This window comes from Lachnoclostridium sp. An14 (assembly GCF_002160755.1).
Classification (GTDB): Bacteria; Bacillota; Clostridia; order Lachnospirales; family Lachnospiraceae; genus Lachnoclostridium_A.
The window spans coordinates 1-15,908 of the sequence record NZ_NFLE01000048.1; the positions used below are offsets into that span (position 1 = coordinate 1).

General features: G+C 53.3%; 20 protein-coding genes, 1 other RNA gene and 1 pseudogene. 7 read left to right on the top strand and 15 right to left on the bottom strand.

Annotation, left to right across the window (positions count from 1 at the left end):
* Window positions 1-264, bottom strand: a 264-nt coding sequence (locus tag B5E84_RS18170; RefSeq protein ID WP_087225726.1) for an HPr family phosphocarrier protein, incomplete at its 3' end; no start/stop codon positions are given.
* 210 nt (window positions 265-474) lie between these two features.
* On the opposite strand from B5E84_RS18170, the gene B5E84_RS18175 reads away from it, so the two are divergent.
* Window positions 475-1,449: an AraC family transcriptional regulator gene (locus tag B5E84_RS18175; protein ID WP_087225729.1), complete on the top strand. Its 975-nt coding sequence runs from the start codon at window positions 475-477 to the stop codon at window positions 1,447-1,449.
* Between the two features lie 172 nt (window positions 1,450-1,621).
* Here the strand turns inward: B5E84_RS18175 and B5E84_RS18180 are convergent, their stop codons facing one another.
* The 4 genes from B5E84_RS18180 to B5E84_RS18195 form a co-directional block, all read right to left on the bottom strand.
* The gene (locus tag B5E84_RS18180) at window positions 1,622-3,874 is read right to left on the bottom strand and encodes a SpoIID/LytB domain-containing protein (RefSeq protein WP_087225732.1); all 2,253 of its coding nucleotides are present in this window, start codon (window positions 3,872-3,874) and stop codon (window positions 1,622-1,624) included.
* Window positions 3,875-5,152 (bottom strand): AI-2E family transporter, encoded by a 1,278-nt coding sequence (locus tag B5E84_RS18185; protein WP_087225735.1) that lies wholly within the window; start codon window positions 5,150-5,152, stop codon window positions 3,875-3,877.
* 84 nt (window positions 5,153-5,236) lie between these two features.
* A non-coding RNA gene (gene ssrS / locus B5E84_RS18190) (6S RNA) lies at window positions 5,237-5,414 on the bottom strand.
* Window positions 5,415-5,572: 158 nt separating this feature from the next.
* A complete protein-coding gene (locus tag B5E84_RS18195; protein ID WP_087225738.1) occupies window positions 5,573-5,833 on the bottom strand; it encodes a hypothetical protein in 261 nt (86 codons plus the stop codon).
* A 199-nt stretch (window positions 5,834-6,032) separates the two neighbouring features.
* Between B5E84_RS18195 and B5E84_RS18200 the strand changes: the two genes are divergently transcribed.
* From B5E84_RS18200 to B5E84_RS18210, 3 genes are read left to right on the top strand one after another with little or no spacing between them, the layout of a single operon-like run.
* A complete protein-coding gene (locus tag B5E84_RS18200; RefSeq protein ID WP_087225741.1) occupies window positions 6,033-6,512 on the top strand; it encodes an RNA polymerase sigma factor in 480 nt (159 codons plus the stop codon).
* A complete protein-coding gene (locus tag B5E84_RS18205) occupies window positions 6,512-6,976 on the top strand; it encodes a hypothetical protein (protein WP_087225744.1) in 465 nt (154 codons plus the stop codon). The genes B5E84_RS18200 and B5E84_RS18205 overlap by 1 nt, the downstream gene beginning before the upstream one ends.
* Entirely contained in the window at window positions 6,957-7,544 is a 588-nt protein-coding gene (locus B5E84_RS18210; RefSeq protein ID WP_087225747.1) for a hypothetical protein, read from the top strand. Before B5E84_RS18205 ends, B5E84_RS18210 begins: the two co-directional genes overlap by 20 nt.
* 99 nt (window positions 7,545-7,643) lie before the next feature.
* Here B5E84_RS18210 and B5E84_RS18215 read toward each other — a convergent pair whose 3' ends face one another.
* Window positions 7,644-7,931: a hypothetical protein gene (locus tag B5E84_RS18215; protein WP_087225750.1), complete on the bottom strand. Its 288-nt coding sequence runs from the start codon at window positions 7,929-7,931 to the stop codon at window positions 7,644-7,646.
* A gap of 136 nt (window positions 7,932-8,067) precedes the next feature.
* On the opposite strand from B5E84_RS18215, the gene B5E84_RS18220 reads away from it, so the two are divergent.
* The 3 genes and pseudogenes from B5E84_RS18220 to B5E84_RS18230 all read left to right on the top strand — a co-directional run.
* Window positions 8,068-8,286: a spore coat associated protein CotJA gene (locus B5E84_RS18220; protein WP_242963437.1), complete on the top strand. Its 219-nt coding sequence runs from the start codon at window positions 8,068-8,070 to the stop codon at window positions 8,284-8,286.
* A complete protein-coding gene (locus B5E84_RS18225; RefSeq protein ID WP_330374309.1) occupies window positions 8,287-8,604 on the top strand; it encodes a spore coat protein CotJB in 318 nt (105 codons plus the stop codon).
* Window positions 8,604-8,702, top strand: a pseudogene (locus B5E84_RS18230) (manganese catalase family protein); the annotation flags it as partial. The gene B5E84_RS18225 and the pseudogene B5E84_RS18230, both read left to right, overlap by 1 nt.
* 37 nt (window positions 8,703-8,739) lie before the next feature.
* Here the strand turns inward: B5E84_RS18230 and B5E84_RS18235 are convergent.
* The 9 genes from B5E84_RS18235 to B5E84_RS18280 all read right to left on the bottom strand — a co-directional run bounded on the left by B5E84_RS18235 (window position 8,740) and on the right by B5E84_RS18280 (window position 15,898).
* A complete protein-coding gene (locus B5E84_RS18235; protein ID WP_087225759.1) occupies window positions 8,740-9,507 on the bottom strand; it encodes an NlpC/P60 family protein in 768 nt (255 codons plus the stop codon).
* A 68-nt stretch (window positions 9,508-9,575) separates the two neighbouring features.
* Window positions 9,576-9,791 (bottom strand): hypothetical protein, encoded by a 216-nt coding sequence (locus B5E84_RS18240; protein ID WP_143469269.1) that lies wholly within the window; start codon window positions 9,789-9,791, stop codon window positions 9,576-9,578.
* A 426-nt stretch (window positions 9,792-10,217) separates the two neighbouring features.
* On the bottom strand, window positions 10,218-10,556 hold the full coding sequence (locus B5E84_RS18250) for a hypothetical protein (RefSeq protein WP_087225765.1): 339 nt from the start codon (window positions 10,554-10,556) through the stop codon (window positions 10,218-10,220).
* A gap of 5 nt (window positions 10,557-10,561) precedes the next feature.
* On the bottom strand, window positions 10,562-11,299 hold the full coding sequence (locus B5E84_RS18255) for a carbohydrate-binding protein (protein ID WP_087225768.1): 738 nt from the start codon (window positions 11,297-11,299) through the stop codon (window positions 10,562-10,564).
* Between the two features lie 262 nt (window positions 11,300-11,561).
* Entirely contained in the window at window positions 11,562-12,452 is an 891-nt protein-coding gene (locus tag B5E84_RS18260; protein ID WP_087225771.1) for a hypothetical protein, read from the bottom strand.
* Window positions 12,453-12,455: 3 nt separating this feature from the next.
* Window positions 12,456-12,905: a hypothetical protein gene (locus tag B5E84_RS18265; protein ID WP_087225774.1), complete on the bottom strand. Its 450-nt coding sequence runs from the start codon at window positions 12,903-12,905 to the stop codon at window positions 12,456-12,458.
* Window positions 12,905-13,306, bottom strand: a complete 402-nt coding sequence (locus tag B5E84_RS18270) for a hypothetical protein (RefSeq protein ID WP_087225777.1) — start codon at window positions 13,304-13,306, stop codon at window positions 12,905-12,907. Before B5E84_RS18270 ends, B5E84_RS18265 begins: the two co-directional genes overlap by 1 nt.
* Window positions 13,266-15,521, bottom strand: a complete 2,256-nt coding sequence (locus tag B5E84_RS18275; RefSeq protein WP_087225780.1) for a hypothetical protein — start codon at window positions 15,519-15,521, stop codon at window positions 13,266-13,268. The genes B5E84_RS18270 and B5E84_RS18275 overlap by 41 nt, the downstream gene beginning before the upstream one ends.
* Window positions 15,521-15,898, bottom strand: coding sequence for a hypothetical protein (locus B5E84_RS18280; RefSeq protein ID WP_087225783.1), 378 nt, complete (start codon window positions 15,896-15,898; stop codon window positions 15,521-15,523). The genes B5E84_RS18275 and B5E84_RS18280 overlap by 1 nt, the downstream gene beginning before the upstream one ends.
* Window positions 15,899-15,908 lie beyond the last annotated feature (10 nt).

A 15,908-nucleotide genomic window follows, 5' to 3' on the forward strand; every position in this document is an offset into this window, starting at 1 on the left:
AGCCGGCGCACAGGCAGATCTCTTGTCGCAAGAGATATAGTCCTGAATTCCGGCGAGCAGCTCGTCAATTACAGTCTGGGAACTTTCATGGAGCACCAGCCGCAAATCCGATGCCTGGCTAATGGCGATAGCGCCCATCAGCGATTTCGCATCCACGGCCCTGTTCCCGCTCACCAGATCTGCGTTGCACGAAAACCGGCTCACCTTCCCTACAAAATTCATCACATCTTCTGTCCGTCTGAAACTGACAGAGACTGTTCTCATGTTTCATTCCTCCTCTCTGAATTCTGAATTTATTATACAAAATTTCCCAGCTTTTTGTTAGAACCTGGATTGTAAAAAAAGTGACATATTTTGCATTTTCCGTCTTTTTTAGACGATTTTTGCAAAATTCCCGTCTTTTTTTGCACATCTTTCAAAACCTGTGGTATAATTTTGTTAATCTTATTTTTCCCAGAAAACAGGTGCTTAATCATGAAACAATCCATTATTGAACAGCTGCGGGAAATCAGCCGTCAGGAACGGACCATCCTGCAGTCCGACAGTCCCGTACTATCCCACTTTGCCGCGGAGCCGGATCTGGTGACGGAGGAAACGGAGGAGATCCCCGCTCCGGCCAATATGGTCACGGTCCTGAAACACCCACGCTTTGTCCCGTTTCCCTTCCACATCCACAGCTATCTGGAAATGAGCTACATCGTGACGGGAACCCTCCGGCACATCATTTCCCCGGACACGGAGCTGACCCTGGAGGCAGGGGACCTTCTGTTCCTCCAGCCGGGCACCCGCCACTCCACTGCTGAGGCGTCCTACGGCGATCTGGCCGTGCACTTCCTTATCAGCCCGGAGTTTCTGCGTTTCCCCTGCGAAATGCTCATTGAGGATACCATGTTCCGCCGCTTTATGACGGACACCATAAACGGGACGCGAAGCCAGGAGCCCTTCCTCCTGTTCCATCTGCAGAACATGACGAAGGCCCAGAATCTCCTGGAAAACCTCATTCTCACCCTGTCTGAGAACCAGCGGAACCGCCAGCGGGTTTTAAAAATCACCACTGCCGCTCTCATGCTGGAGCTCACACAGCTCACCTACAAGGTAACCGTGGGAAATCCCAGCTCCTACGAGCAGGAGCTGGTGTTAAAGGCTCTGTCCTACATTGAAAACCACTACCGCACCGCCAGCCTGGAGGATTTCTGCCGTAGTGTCAACCGGCCTACCTATTACATCAGCCGCCTGATGAAGCGGTATTCTCCCTACACCTTCACCCAGTACGTCCAGAGGCGGCGCCTGGTGCAGGCCGTTTACCTGCTGACGGAGACAGACATTCCCATCGAGGACATTATCACGGATGTGGGGTATGAAAACTCCAGCCATTTCTACCGGCTGTTCAAGCAGACGTACCACATGAGTCCCAGGGAGTATCGGAAAAATTATCTCAATAAGCTGTAAATCATTTGTGCAACAGGGAACTCGGTCTCCTGTTGCACAAAAAAATCGGCCCCGGCGCGCCCTGCGCGCCGGAACCGACTAAAAAGGGGAGGATAAGTATTCATTTCCTCTTTTGTATCTGTTAGTAGTATGGGCTCTTTTCTGGAATTTATTCAACTCTTTTTAAAATATTTCACTGCTGGGAGTGCACCTCCGTCAGCTCTGTCCCATCGTAGAAAAATCCCAGAATCTCGTCATAAGCCTGCCCCTGCTCTGCCATGCCCTGGGCACCGTTCTGGCTCATGCCGGCGCCGTGGCCGTAGCCGCCTCCGTAGATATGGAAGGAATTTCCGCTTTTCTCAATGGAGATGAAGGCGCTGGGCAGCGTTTCCTGGCCCGTCATGGTCTTGCCGTTTTTCATTTTGATGGTGAGGGAACGGTTTCCCAGCAGAGAGCGGATCTGGCCCTGGCCGTTGATGGTCTTTACGCCCTCGGAGCCGGTGATCTCCAGCTCCTTCGCGATGCCTCCGGCCCCGCGGGACTTTACGGCGATGGTTTCCACCTGTCCGATCCCCGTCACCTTCTCCGCCAGGATCTCGCTGGTGGTGGTGGTCTCCCACCGGAACAGGGAGTAGCCGGAATCGTAGGCCTTATAGCTCTTATCCCGGATAAAGTTGTCAAAATCCACGTTGTTTTTCAAATCGTAGCCATTGGGATTGCTGCCCAGGAGCTTGCTCTTTAAATAGGGCACCGCGTCCGGGTCGCCGCCCCAGATGCTGCCGTCTGCGGTGGCTCCGCAGGAGGTGGAAAAGTAAAAGGCCTCCACCGGCTTTCCCTCATAGGTGAGAATCTGACCGTAGGTCTCATCCACAGCGCTGTCCGTCCGGCTGTCGGTATTGATGTTATTGTACACCTGATAGGTGGTGCTGTCATCCACGTGGGCGCCGTACTGGCTATAGCCGTTTGCCTGGATCTGGCGATAGGCGTAGGTGCGGGCGCATACTGCCTGGGCCTTGAGCGCCTCCTTCTCGTAGCTGGCCGGCATTTCACTGGGAACCACCTTTTTCAGATAGTCCTCCAGATACAGCTCATTTACCAGCACCAGGCCGTTTTCCTGGGCGGCAATCTCCAGCCGGCCGCCGTAGGACGGCGTACCCTGGCTGCGCTCCACGCTGGGGACAGAAATCTCCATTCCCGCCTCCGGCTCCACAATCAGGCGGCCGCTATTTAATCTGGACTCCTCACTGGAAATGGAAAATTCTTCTCCAGCCTCCACCGTCTCCTGGCCGCCGTCTGCCCAGGTGAGGGTCATGTTTCCTTTGCTGGAGAGGATGATTGTCTGGTGGAACAGGGATTTAAAGCCGGTGTCCATGAGCAGGACCCGGATGGTGCTGGCGTCAAAATCCCGCACAATGAGGGCGGCGCACACTTCCCCGCCGGACACCACAAACTCCTGGTTGTCATAGCCCACCAGGATGTCCTTCGGCTGTTTTTTCTCAAATTTCCCGTAAGTTTTAAACACCTGGAAGGTGGGGCTTAAGGGCAGCTGGCCGTAGCCTTCGATCTCAATGGAATCCGATCCCACAGAGAGCACCCGGCCATAGAGCCGTTCCTTTTTCACCACTGCCTTCTTTACTCTGCCCTTGTCCAGGTAGAGATCTACGATGTTGTTGTAAAGCTCCTTTTCTTCTTTCTCGTCAAAGCCGGTCTTCAGGCTTTTCGTGATGCCGCCCACATAAACCAGGCATTTTCCGTCCTCGCCCTCGGTGATCCACACATTTTCATAGACCACGCTGTCTGACTCCGGCTCCTCAAAGCGGATCAGGCTGCCGTTCCGGTAAAGGGCCTTCCCCTCCCGGTCCACGAAGTGCTCCAGCGTCAGTCCCTCACAGTCCAGGACTCCGGCGCTGGTGTAGGCCTTCCAGAGGGTTCCCTCCTCCTCATTTCCCACGGCATAGAGGGCCAGCTTTCCCTCCCGCACCTGGCCGTCCCGGTCTACCACGTTTAACATGGAGTCGTAAAACAACCACCACTCGTCCTGAGGGATGGGCTTTTCCCGGTTGTTCACCGTCGCCCGCGCCTTCCCCTTTAACTGGGAAGAAATGGCGCCCGCCAGGCGTTCTACCTCCCCGTAGGTGATGTAGCCTTCCGCGCTCTCCGCCGTGGCGGGAGTGTACTCCTCGTCCAGGCAGCCGTTTTCATAGAGGTAGTCCATGTATTTTACATACCACTCGTCCGTACTTCCCGCCTGGAAATGGGACGTTCTTCCCTCCAGGAAACTCTCGCACTCCTCCTTTGACACCAGGGCCAGCGCCGCCGCGCGGGCTGCCTGAGCACGGGATACCCCGTTTTGAATCGGTTCGTAAATTACAATGCAGATCATCAGCACCACAATCAGAATGGGGATGCCCATGATCCAGCAGATCGCTTTCCAATCCCTTCTCATTTAATCCTCTTGCTTTCTGACGTACGTTTTCTGTCCATTCTCTATATAGTCTAGTCCCGCGTAGTCCTGGGTATTACAGGATAATCCCTTCTTCCGCAGAAAATGCTCCAGCCCGTCCTTCGCCAGGCTGTAGAGCACGGCAAAGGTAGGCACGCCGATGAGCATTCCCACAAAGCCGAACAGCCCCCCGAAAAGCAGGATGGAAAACAGCACTCCAAAGCTGGAGATGCCGGTGGAATCTCCCAGGATCTTCGGCCCCAGGATGTTGCCGTCAAACTGCTGCAGCAAAAATACCAGCAGAATGAACCACAGGCATTTCATAGGATCCACTAACAGGATGAAAAAGGCGCTGGGGATCGCCCCGATAAAGGGTCCGAAAAACGGAATCACGTTGGTGGTACCCACGATCACACTCACCAGCAGCACATAGGGCATATTGGTGACGCTCATGAGGAAAAAGCACAGAATTCCGATAATCAGGGAATCCAAAAGCTTTCCGATGATAAAGCCGCCGAAGACCTGATGGATGTAGCGGGCCTCTCCCACCACCCGGTTTGCCAGCCGGAGGGGAAACAGCGCGTATGCGATTTTCTTTCCGTGGGAACAGAAGGAATCCTTGATATTTAACATATAAACCATGACAATCACGCCGATAAACACATTTTTCAGTACCGTCATAATTCCCATGACTCCGCTGGAGACGCGGGAAATCACGCTGCCTAAGTTCTGCAGGGCGTTTTCGTCTAAGTTTACCAGATTGGGGAGAATGTTCTGGTTGATCCAGCCCTGCATCTCCAGGCTGGTGGTGTTTAACCATACCATGACCTCGGAGGCCATCTGCGGGTTGTCATCCAGAATGCCCATGAGCCATTGCTCCAGATTGTTCAGATTGGCGGGTAGAGAGGCGATCAGCCCCTTGACGCTGGCGATCAGCTGCGGGATCAGAATCGCCAAAAGGCCGCTGACCACGGCAAATAAGACCACCAGGCTCACGACAGTCGCCGCAGCCTTGCCGGCCATCCTCACGCGCTTTTCTTCCTTTATGTAGCCGCGAAGAAAGCGCGCCGTGCCCTTCAGCACCCGGTTATAGATGGGAGTCAGCAGGTAAGCCAGCACCGCCCCGTAGATCACCGGCATCAGAATGTCGATGAGAAAGCCTGTCCCCTGGCGCACCTTGTCCATATGGATCATGGTAAATACCAGCAGGACGCAGGCCGCCACCACCAGGAACGCGGTAATGCCCCAATAGATGTAAGTTGAAAATTTCTGGTTTTTCATGTTAATCTCCACTATCTTTTTTTCTTTTAGTCTACCATACTTTTTAAAAAAGTAAAGCGGCGATTGCTCGCCGCTTTTCTCTTTCGTAATCCCGAAATGCCGTCTCTTACTGTTTGACTCCTAGCATTGCTAGGTGGGCAACCTCACTTAAGCTTCTGCCTTCCACTCAAAGGAGGCCTGACATCCGCTTAAAAATATTGGAATCCCTTATGTCATACTGTAGGTTCAAATTAGGTAAGAGGGTCGCACACCCCAGGAATCACAAACATCTTTTTTAACTGTAACCAATTATACAACAGTTCCTCTTATTTTTCAAGCTGCATTTCTTGCCACCCCTGGTCAAATTTCTCAAATGTCTCAGTGGGGAGCATCGCAGCCTGTTTCCCTGCGAAAAACGGATCAGGAGCAGAGAGCGCCGGCCTAGCAGGCCGCAAATTCGCGCTCCAGTTTGTACTGCTCCATATAGAGATCCAGATCTTTCAGCAGGTCCTCGCAGGAATCGCTGAAAATCCTCAGCTCCGATGCCTGAAACGCATGGAGCGATACCACGTCTAAAAGTGCCTTCGCATTGACCGTCCTTTCGCCGCACACCAGCTCTGCCTCGTAATCGTGACGGCCGATAATCTCCATAAACTGCATAATGGAATCCATATCCCAAAAAATAATCTTGGTTTTCGTCATGGGGTTATCTCCTCTTCGCTTTTGTACTTTTACAGGATCTTCATTTGCTCACACTACATTATAAACAGAGGCCGGGGAAAAATGCAATATTTTTTAACAGAATTTTTATTTTTTTGAAGTTTTTTCCGGGGAAACGCCGTTATAATAAGTAGGACGGAAAGGGGGCGGGACCATTAATGCAAATGAACATCTGGAACAGATGATCGACCAGTATCAAAATCTGGTCTTTTCCATCTGCTACCGTCTCACAGGAGATTACTTTGAGGCGGAGGACCTGGCCCAGGATACCTTTCTGTCCGCTTACAAAAGCCTGAGCTCCTTTGACGGAAAAAATGAGCGAGCCTGGCTGTGCCGGATTGCCACCAACAAGTGCATCGACTATCTGAAACGGGCCGGGAGGCGCTCCGTCCCCACGGAAGACAGTTTTTTTGCCGCCGTCCCAGTGGATGACCAGTCCCCGGAGGCCGCGGTTCTCGATCAGGCGGTCCGGGAGGAGCTGAAACGCTGCTGCCTGGCTTTAAAAGCACCTTATCAGGACGTGGCCATGGACTATTTTTACCATGAGCTGGAAATCAGCGAGATCGCGGCCAAAACGGGCCGCAACATAAAGACCCTGCAGACGCAGATTTACCGCGCCAAGGGTATGATACGAAAATTGTGGAAAGGAGGAGACGTATAATGGAAAACACAAAATGGACACTGGAACTGCTTTCCGCCGCCGCGGAGGACGACGGTCTGGCGGAGGAGCTAGCTGGCTACGTGGAGCGGGAGTGTCTGATCTCCGCGCCCAGGGATCTGAAAACGTCTGTGATGAAGCGGTGCAGCCAGCCGGACGTGCAGCTGGCCGCCGGGGCCAGAACTCTTTCCCGGAACACAAAACTCCTTCTCTACAGCCTGAAAGTGGGGACCGCCGTGGCGGCCAGCATCCTGCTCCTCGCCCTTCTTCCCGTCACCGCGCCGGACGGGATGGAGCGGGAGCGTTCCGTCCCCCCCGGCATCCTTTCCCTTTTGCCGCCGGAAACCGGAGATCCGGATTCCATGCCTTTCTACGGGCGGGCGCGCCGGCTGACCCAGGGTCTGAACCGGCTGTCCTATGAATTATCAAACTGGGAGGTTTACTTATATGACGAGAAAGAAGAATAAATTCCTGGCCTTTTGTTTCTCCCTGATCCCCGGGGCCGGGGAAATGTACCTGGGTTTTATGAAACAGGGCGTCAGCCTCATGGGCGCCTTCGCCCTGATCTGGGCGGTCAGCGGAATGCTGGATCTGCCGCCCCTGATTTTCGCGCAGCCGGTGATCTGGTTTTACAGCTTTTTCCACGTGCACAATCTGAACTCTCTGCCGGACGAGGAATTTTACGCCATCGAGGATGATTTTCTGTTCCACAAGAAGGATTTTCCTTTTCTGGACCGGAAATGGCTCGAGAAAAACCGCCGCACCGTGGCTGCTGTGCTGATCGTGTTCGGCATTACGCTGCTGTGGAATTACCTGTTGGATTTCTTCTATGTAATAATGAGGTATCTCTCCCTGTCCCATCAGTGGTACGGGCTGCTGCGCTCCTTCGGGACGTTTTCCATCCGGGCTCTGTTTTCGATCTGCGTGATCGTTCTGGGCGTTCACCTGGTCAAGAACAAGAAACAGGAGCTGCAAAGCGAAGACACGCCTCCGGATCCGCCCCTCCTTCCGGGGGGAGACGACAGGGATTGTTAAAGGCTGTTTGCCAGGCAAACAGCCTGAGGGGTGGCAGTGCCACCCCTCGCGCTCCGGGCGGCCTTTGGCCGCCCGTTTCCTCTATTCTGATGTTCTTTCTCAGCCGCAGTTTCCGCAGCCGCAGCTGCCGTTATTTGCAGTTTCCACACCGTTTACGAACGCTGTGGAGAGGCCGCCAGACCATCCGCAGCTTCCGTTGCAGCCGCAGTTGTTGGAGCAGCTCTCCTGTCCTCTCTGGAATCCGTCGTTAAAGCCGGCGGAAAATCCGTTGTTGAATCCGTCGTTCCAGCCGCGGCCAAAGCCTGCGTTAAAACCTCTCCGGAACTCCGTAAGCGTTGTATTATTATTACAGTTACAGCACCGATTGCCACATCTGTTACACCACATATTCAATTCTCCTTTTTTTGATGTTTGTACTATATCGTATGTGGACAGGGGGAAAAGTGTTCCTGCTGTCACCACCGCCCCATTCCCTCATAAAATGGTATTAGATCAATTCCCAACTGGAAAGGAGTATCCTTTTATGGATCAATATATGTCACGGATCGCTCCTGCTCCCCTGTTCCGCCCGCAAAACGGCGCCATGGGCCAGCAGCTCTTTGACCTCTCCCGTTTCCCCGTTGCCATGGCCTACGTGCCCATGCAGCGGTGGCAGCAGACCTATGACCTGGGCCTGGGATTTTCCCGCGGTACCATTTTCCCGGATTTGGATCTTCCGTTTGAGATGGGGAGGTGTCAGTAAATGATGGATCACAGCAGATTTTTCGCGCCGTCCATGACCGCCATGCAGGTGGGAACGGCTCCCACCTCCGATGCCGCCCAGATTCTGCAGGCCTTAGATCAGGCCAGCTTTGCCCTGGATGATGTCATCCTGTTTCTGGATACCCATCCTAACGACACGGAGGCCCTGGCCTACTACCAGTACGTGAGAAGCCTTCGCGCTCAGGCCATGAACGCCTACACGGACCAGTACGGGCCGCTTATGAAGGACCAGGAGAACTCGACCACGGATTGGACCTGGGTGAACGGCCCATGGCCTTGGGAAGGAGGTATGAACTGATGTGGGTGTATGAAAAACGACTGCAGTATCCCGTAAATATTAAGAATCCGGATCCGCAGATGGCGACGTTTATTATGAGTCAGTATGGTGGGCCGGAGTGCTGAAACAGATAGTGTTGGAATGGGTGTGAGTCTCCTAAACAATATAACAGTGATTCTGGAAATCGTACTGCTCAGCGATCCGCAGTACCCCGCGGGTGTCGGTGATCATGCACTGGCCTTCGTGGATGCCGTCCGGGCAGAGGAAGAACCATTCTCCTGCAGGATCCTGCTGGTAGCCGGTGAGCATATAGCCTTCGGCGTCGAATAGATACCAACCGGATGTGCCTCCGGTGGCCTCGGTGAGCCAATACCAGCCGTTGGCTGCATAGCTGCCGTCTGCGTACTGATACCACCAGCGACGGCCGTCCGCCGCAGGTTTGAACCCTTCTGTGTAGACCGGATCCACGCTGTAGTCAATGTCATGGAGTTTCAGCGCTTTTTGCCAGGTTGTAGCGGACACTCTGCTCTCGATTGTCCCGTAGTCAATGCCCTTAGCCTCGATACAATAGCCATCGCCCATGTACACACCAATATGGCCGGGTTTCCATAGTGCCCAGCTGATCATGGATTCATCCAGGGCACCGATGGCCACACGCTGATCCGCAGTGTCGTGGTAGTTGTAGCTGCCGCGGATGATGCCGGTGTACCAGCTGATCAGGCCGCTGCAATCGGTGCAACGCTGGCCGATATACTTCCGGGCTTTCGCCATATAGGCGCTGGTGTACACGGATGGATTCTGCCGTTTGAGGACTTGCAGGCGTTCTTCTGTCAGGATTTCTCCCTTGGCTCCATATACGTAGGGGGTTCCGATTTTGCTTTCGCAGAACGCCACCAGACCGGCGGCTTTTCGTTTTTCTGACATAATTTCCTCCAATCAAAAAAGGAGCCCAGGATCGCTCCCAGGCCCGTGGTGTTGCAGCATCGCAACAGTTACTGTTTCGGACGGATGTCTCCGTTCTCGTCGGCGTACCAGCCGGACATGATATGTACCTTTCCGCTGTCCTTGTCAAAATCCAGGCCGGTAGCAGGCCCCTCGTACTGGGCCGCAAAGTCGGCGAAGGTGTTGGTACGGACGGCTGCTCTCAGTTTCTCCTCGATGGCGGGAATTTCCTTTACGTTGATCGGTTTCCAATTGTTGTTCATCATTCATTTCTCCTTTTCTTTTTCTGATATTCTTGAAATTTCTTGATTGGCCTACCGGCCGCCGGGATACCGCCCGGCCCGGAGATGCGGGATCACCCCCTCTACTCTTTATTCTTATAAGCGGTACGCTGCCAAATCTCAGAGACTTTTTCCCATCCGCTCATAGCCACTAACGCAACAATACAGGCTGCAATCATGCAAGCAAATATCATATACCATTCAATCGGCCTCCCCTGCCAGTACATCAGAGCTACCAAGCAGGCCGGGCACAACACCAAACTCAACACAATCACTACCGCCGAGGTGGGCAGCTTGTCCAACCCCGGCCAGGACTTAATCACCTGGGTAACAGCAGACACCAAAAAGCCATCACACCGATGGCAATCAAAACATAAGACACATACTGCATAATCAGATTTACATCCATATTCATTCCTCACTTTCCTCTGGCTCTGTCGGCATTTCCAACAGTTCGTTTTTTAATTTTGTCGCCACATCATTTCCGCCCAAACTGTGATATGCGTCATACATTCGCTTGACGCTCTCTTTGCCGTATATGGGGCAATACCCCTTGTCATGATAATGATTATAGCTCTGTATGATCCGGTCACGCAGGAGGGCCTCTACGCCCTCCCGCAAAGCCATATTCCTGGCAGCCTCCTCCTGCTGCTGTTTCCGGAGCTGCCGAAATCCATATCCCAGCAGCGCAAATCCGGCAGCAAATAGCCATTCCACCCAGTTTGCCTGTATGTAACTCAAAATCTGCACACCGTTTACACCTCCTTTGCAATCTCAAAATAAACTCCCACCAGGGTGCTGGGCATTTGCGCGATGGGAATGCCTGTCCCGCGGGTACAGCGGTACACGGTGCCGTCCTCTCTGTAGTACTTGCCCTCAAAATATTCCATATTGGGAGCCGCCGGGATCGGGTCCTCCAGCGTGCCGGTGTGGGCCTCATTGATGGTCTCGAACAGCGTTGGGGCGTCTGCGGGCGTCCAGGTGGCCTGTTTCTCGTGGGATGTTGTAACCTTATGTAATCGTCCCTGATACCGGACACGCTGACCAGTCTCCAAGTGTGTGCCCGCCGGAAGGTCGTCCCAGTCTGGATACAGCTCCTTGACGGCCAAGGCCTGGCTATCCGTAAAAGTTTCGGCTGCGAATGCCGCCGCCGTATGAAGGATCTTGGTTTCTTTGATGTTTAAATCGTATAACTGTTTAAATCGCTCGAGAACTTTTTTATCTATAAACGAATAAAAAGCAATTCCTGTATGGATTTTATTTCCCTCGTCATCTGTCTTATAAATGATATTTCCCTGATCATCATATTTAAGACATCCGTTTTCATCTAATTCCGGATCATACTGCGGTTCGTATTTGTATCCGCACAGTACAAAAAACGGAAAAGAATCGAACTCGGAGTCCTCTACCGTATATTCATAAGCATAGCCGTCCGGAATGCAGTCGGGAGATCGTCCGATAATTTCGTGCTGTTCATTCGTAAATATTTTCACAAAAACACCTCCGATCAATATAATCGTATTTGATATATATAAATATTATTAAGATCGCGTTGATTGTCGAAAGGGTCTCCGGTAATGGATATACCTATCTTTGTAGTCAATGAGTGAGCTCCTTGATCAAAAGGAATAAGCCAATCTTTTTCAGTCAAAGCAAAACCAGAATTGCTACCGTCATCGTTTCCAACAGTCAATTTTCCAACGACGATTTCGGTACCGCCGCTATTATAGTGATTAGTTTTTGGAGTTCCAGCGGTTATCTTGATCGATCCATTTCTACTATAGTATCCGTTGCTCTAAGCCTTATAGCAACGCCGGTATACCCAGTTAAATTATACGAAACGCTAGACAACAGACATCCATATAACGAAGCTGAACTTACATCTGTGTATTTGATTTGATCAGTCTGGAACGATGCGGTTCCATAACTACCAGAAACCTGAGAAAATCCTGCGGAATTAACTCCTCTATAATACAGATCCAACGCATTCGCCACATACCCTTCCCACGTCCCTTTCACCCCAAATATGGTCACATTCTTCTTGATATTCGCCGCCACCAGGTTCGCATCCCCGGCAATCGTCTGCACCCCTGTGAGATACTGATTTGCCGCAATGGTTTGAGCCGTCGTTTTTGGTGTATAGGTCGCTGCTCCTTTCTCCGCCATCGTTCCTGTCGCATTGGACAGCGACGCCGTGGAGAATGTCTTGCCCTTCCTCACATCTGCCGCCGCGGCGTTTCCCAAGCCCTTGTAAGTTCCCGTCAGGCCAAACGCCGACTGTCCCTGTGCCAGTTTTTCGGCAGTGAGGCTCCCAGCCGCCGCCATTTCCGCTTGAGGGATACCAATCAGCGTGTTCGGCTGAATAATGGCTTTTCCCCGCACACTGCTGCCATCATAACGGATCAGCGCCCGTTTCACACCATCCGTATTTGACTGGACAAACGCTGCATCTCCTTTAATGACCGGTGTGGTATTGCCATCTGCATACTGGGTATCGGGATTCTGGGACAGATTCGTCAGTATACCCGTCAGCGGTTCCCCGTCCGGCCCCACAATCACCTTCCCGGCCTCGACGTTGCTTGCTCCAGCCGTCACCACATCCAAATCCGCTCCGCCACCGCCTCCAGGCATCCATATCCTTCCCATACCTTACACCCCCTTCAGACCCACGATACAATCCGTGGCAGGTTTCTTATACACCTTAAAGGTCGCCGTACCATCCCCCAGCGACGCCACCCCAGAAGAAATAATCCCAAACGCCTTCGCATACACCTTCTGTGCATCCACCCCCGCATCCTCATCCAGGGCGCTCACCAGGATCGCCTCCATGTCCTCCGTGGCCCCTTCCACCGTCACCGTCTGCACATACGGCGCCGCAGAGCCTGTCCAGCCGGCGGTGGTAAGGGTCACCGAGGTGGTATGGTTCAGGCGGTTGACAGCGGCGTTGGTCGCGTTGATGTCGTTCGCGCCAAATGGATCCCCCTCCTGGGTGTAATCCGTCTCATCCGCAATCTTTGACGTCCCATCCCCATTCGCCGTAATCCGATATTTCCGGTCTCCATCAAACATCGCGTCCTTATAGTCCACCTTCAAAGCCATCAAAATTCACCTCCATTCAGCACAAACGCCAGCATCCGCCGTCCGTTGATCCGGCTCTGAATATTGCTGTACATCAACCGGCACGCCTCCTCGATCCGGTTCAGCTCCTCCCACGTGATAAACGGGGTATTCTCATAAAACGTCTGTTTCTCCCCCACCGCAAACGGAAACGTCCCCTCACAGATATGCTCCACATTCTCCTCAAACCGGTTGATCTCATCCGCGTAAAATCCATAATCCTGGTACGTCTTATCCGCTCCCATCTCCTCAAAAGGAAAATCCGGCCACAGCGTCAGCGCCTGCACCCGGATTTCATTCAAATTCCCTTTAATACGGTTGTAATCCTGGATGTTAAAATAATCATCCGCCTGCCAGTCGGTTTTTGGTTCTAACCAGGCCACTCATATCCCTCCTCGCCTTCATACTCCCGGACAATGCGCCGCCCTTAAAGTTCAGCGTGTGATCATAAATCCGGATCAGCAGATCCGGGACATACTTATTTTCCAGGAACGCAATGTCATTGGCGTCAATCCTCGGCTCCCCGCGGTAAGACAGGTCATACTCCCGGTCCGACGCCAGGTAATCCCCAACCCACTGCGCCAGATCCTGGGCCATCCCCGCCTCTGACACCAATGGATTTTCCCAGGTCTCCACCGTCCCCGTCGTGTGGAGCTGTCTCACGGTTCTGGCCTGGGTGACCACATACTCCCGGCCGGTGACCGCGATTTCCGCCGCCCCTGAAACGCCCTCCACCGCTACCGTCACATAGTAAGCGCTGCTGTCCACAACCTGGACACTCTGTCCTTCCGCGGCATCCGTAATCACCGCAGAAAAACCATACGACGCATTGGACAGATAAAAGGTATACTGGCTGTTCTCCCCGTCAAAGACCACCGTCTCCTTCGCCAGTTCCCTCTCCTCCTCACTCTCCCCATACAGCGTCCGGAATACCTGCAATTCCTTCACCCGCGTCAGCTGTGCCCCTCTCGGCGTCTTAGTAAGCTCAGAGCCATACTCCAGGGAATAGTCCGTGCTGTCTCCGAACAGGATATTGTCCAAAATCACCCGGTTATTGGGAGAGCCTTTCGGGAACTCCAGCACCAGGCGGTCAAACTCCGGAAACTCGTGAGAGATCACGGTAATCTGCTCCAGCTCCGTCACCTGATAGCTCTCCGCAAGCTCCTCATTATAATAGGAAAACAGCGTCACCGCCTGGGGGATGTTTCGGCCAAACTCCAGCGTCAGGCCAAAACACTTAAACGCCGCCTCCAACTGCACCGTCAGCCGGGGATTCTCCGTGAAATTCCCCTGGCTGTCCGCCGCCTCCCCGCTGACATATCCCAAATGCAGGGAAACCTCCCCGCCGTTCCGAGACAGAAAATACTGCGCCGCCCCCGTCTTCGTGTAATCCTCACCAGTCAGGGCATATTCCCCCTTCGGCAGACCATCCAGCACATTTTCCGCCTGGCTGAAGTACGCCTCATCCTCCGCAGACGCCGCCATATCCGGAATAAAGCTGGATTTCAGAAATATTTTCCCTGACCGGTCCTCATAAAGGATGCAGCGCCCCGCGTTGGCAATCAGCTGCAGCGCCTCCTTGTGAGTTACCGCCGGAACCGGATTTTTCACCAGCACACCCTTCAAATAGGGATCAATGGAATATTCCCGGCTGTCCACCCCCGCATCCTGGAACACATCGTCCGCCAGGTCATACAGAGATACTCCCTCAGGATCATACTTCCCGCGATAATACGTGTCCTCCATCGCGTCAAACCGGTCTGAGGCACTGATTTCCAGCTCCTCGTCATCCGCCGACCAGTCTTTCAGGGCCAATTTTCCCCCCAGCATCCACTCCATCGAGCCGTCCGCCAGCTCCTGACCGTACAGCACCTCCACATTCTGACCAATCTCCAGAAACTGCACCGACGACTCCGCGTTCTCAATGTCAAACTGCCTCTCCCGGTTTTCCGCCGTCATAGAAAAATCAATGGCCGGCAATTCCTCCGTGATCGGGCTGATGTGCTCCTTTTTCGTGGCCGACAAAATCTTCCGGTTGTCAAAATAAATCCCGATCCCCATAGTGATCTGATGGATCCGGAACCGGGACTGGCCATTGACCATTTCCCCCGGTTCAAACCGCAGGAATGTGGCCTCGTCAAAGATTTCCTCCGTCACAAAATGCCCGTCCCCGTTTCCCGTAACCTCCACCGTTTTCTGATCCGACACAATCGAAAATTCCACCGGATAGGCTTTCCCAAACTCCACCGTAAGCCCCTTGATAGAAAGCGCCACCGGAAACCGGATCTCGATGGCGCCAAGCAGCTCCTCCGTCACCAGACCGGCATTTAACACCACATCCGCCTTTTCCCGCGGCAGAAAATACATACTCCCATCCACCGCGGTCCAATCCTGGTCACAGGACACGTACAGCTCCGTCACCTCATAATTGTCAAACGGTTTCGTCAGCGCAGAAAAATAAGTAAACGCCTCCGGATCCGCCACATGGGCAGATGCCTGCGCCGTCTGATTAATCACGCCGATGGTCACCCGCATAAAACTGTGGTTCCGGAGGGATTCCCTCATCGCTTGTTTGTATGCCGCGCTCGCCGCCTGCATTACTCCATCACCCCGCAATCCACCAGATTCACTTTACAGTCCTTATACCGTGTCGGCAGACCGCCGGCGTCAAATTCCACCGGCGTAGCCGTGCGGTTGCCGGGATACATCCGGATAGTCATCCAGCAGTTATTGACCATGTCCGGGATCCGGGCCGTCACCACAAACTGATCAAACTCCTTCAACATGGCTGACCACGTTTCCGCGTCCAGAAACTTCCACTGCAAGGCGTCAAATTTATACTGATCCCGGCCCACTTTCTGCCCGACAAACTCCCCGCTGGCATTTTTCCCAGCCGAAACATTTGTGGCAACCACCAGGCTGCCGCCCACGTCCGGCGACGGGAACTCCTTGCCATTAATTGTAATTACTGCCATCCCATCGCCT

Bases quoted from the DNA above. Each gene is read 5' to 3' on its own strand.
- B5E84_RS18175 (WP_087225729.1), top strand. From the start codon at position 475: ATGAAACAATCCATTATTGAACAGCTGCGGGAAATCAGCCGTCAGGAA.
- B5E84_RS18180 (WP_087225732.1), bottom strand. From the start codon at position 3,874: ATGAGAAGGGATTGGAAAGCGATCTGCTGGATCATGGGCATCCCCATT.
- B5E84_RS18185 (WP_087225735.1), bottom strand. From the start codon at position 5,152: ATGAAAAACCAGAAATTTTCAACTTACATCTATTGGGGCATTACCGCG.
- B5E84_RS18195 (WP_087225738.1), bottom strand. From the start codon at position 5,833: ATGACGAAAACCAAGATTATTTTTTGGGATATGGATTCCATTATGCAG.
- B5E84_RS18200 (WP_087225741.1), top strand. From the start codon at position 6,033: ATGATCGACCAGTATCAAAATCTGGTCTTTTCCATCTGCTACCGTCTC.
- B5E84_RS18205 (WP_087225744.1), top strand. From the start codon at position 6,512: ATGGAAAACACAAAATGGACACTGGAACTGCTTTCCGCCGCCGCGGAG.
- B5E84_RS18210 (WP_087225747.1), top strand. From the start codon at position 6,957: ATGACGAGAAAGAAGAATAAATTCCTGGCCTTTTGTTTCTCCCTGATC.
- B5E84_RS18215 (WP_087225750.1), bottom strand. From the start codon at position 7,931: ATGTGGTGTAACAGATGTGGCAATCGGTGCTGTAACTGTAATAATAAT.
- B5E84_RS18220 (WP_242963437.1), top strand. From the start codon at position 8,068: ATGGATCAATATATGTCACGGATCGCTCCTGCTCCCCTGTTCCGCCCG.
- B5E84_RS18225 (WP_330374309.1), top strand. From the start codon at position 8,287: ATGATGGATCACAGCAGATTTTTCGCGCCGTCCATGACCGCCATGCAG.
- B5E84_RS18235 (WP_087225759.1), bottom strand. From the start codon at position 9,507: ATGTCAGAAAAACGAAAAGCCGCCGGTCTGGTGGCGTTCTGCGAAAGC.
- B5E84_RS18240 (WP_143469269.1), bottom strand. From the start codon at position 9,791: ATGATGAACAACAATTGGAAACCGATCAACGTAAAGGAAATTCCCGCC.
- B5E84_RS18260 (WP_087225771.1), bottom strand. From the start codon at position 12,452: ATGGGAAGGATATGGATGCCTGGAGGCGGTGGCGGAGCGGATTTGGAT.
- B5E84_RS18265 (WP_087225774.1), bottom strand. From the start codon at position 12,905: ATGGCTTTGAAGGTGGACTATAAGGACGCGATGTTTGATGGAGACCGG.
- B5E84_RS18275 (WP_087225780.1), bottom strand. From the start codon at position 15,521: ATGCAGGCGGCGAGCGCGGCATACAAACAAGCGATGAGGGAATCCCTC.
- B5E84_RS18280 (WP_087225783.1), bottom strand. From the start codon at position 15,898: ATGGCAGTAATTACAATTAATGGCAAGGAGTTCCCGTCGCCGGACGTG.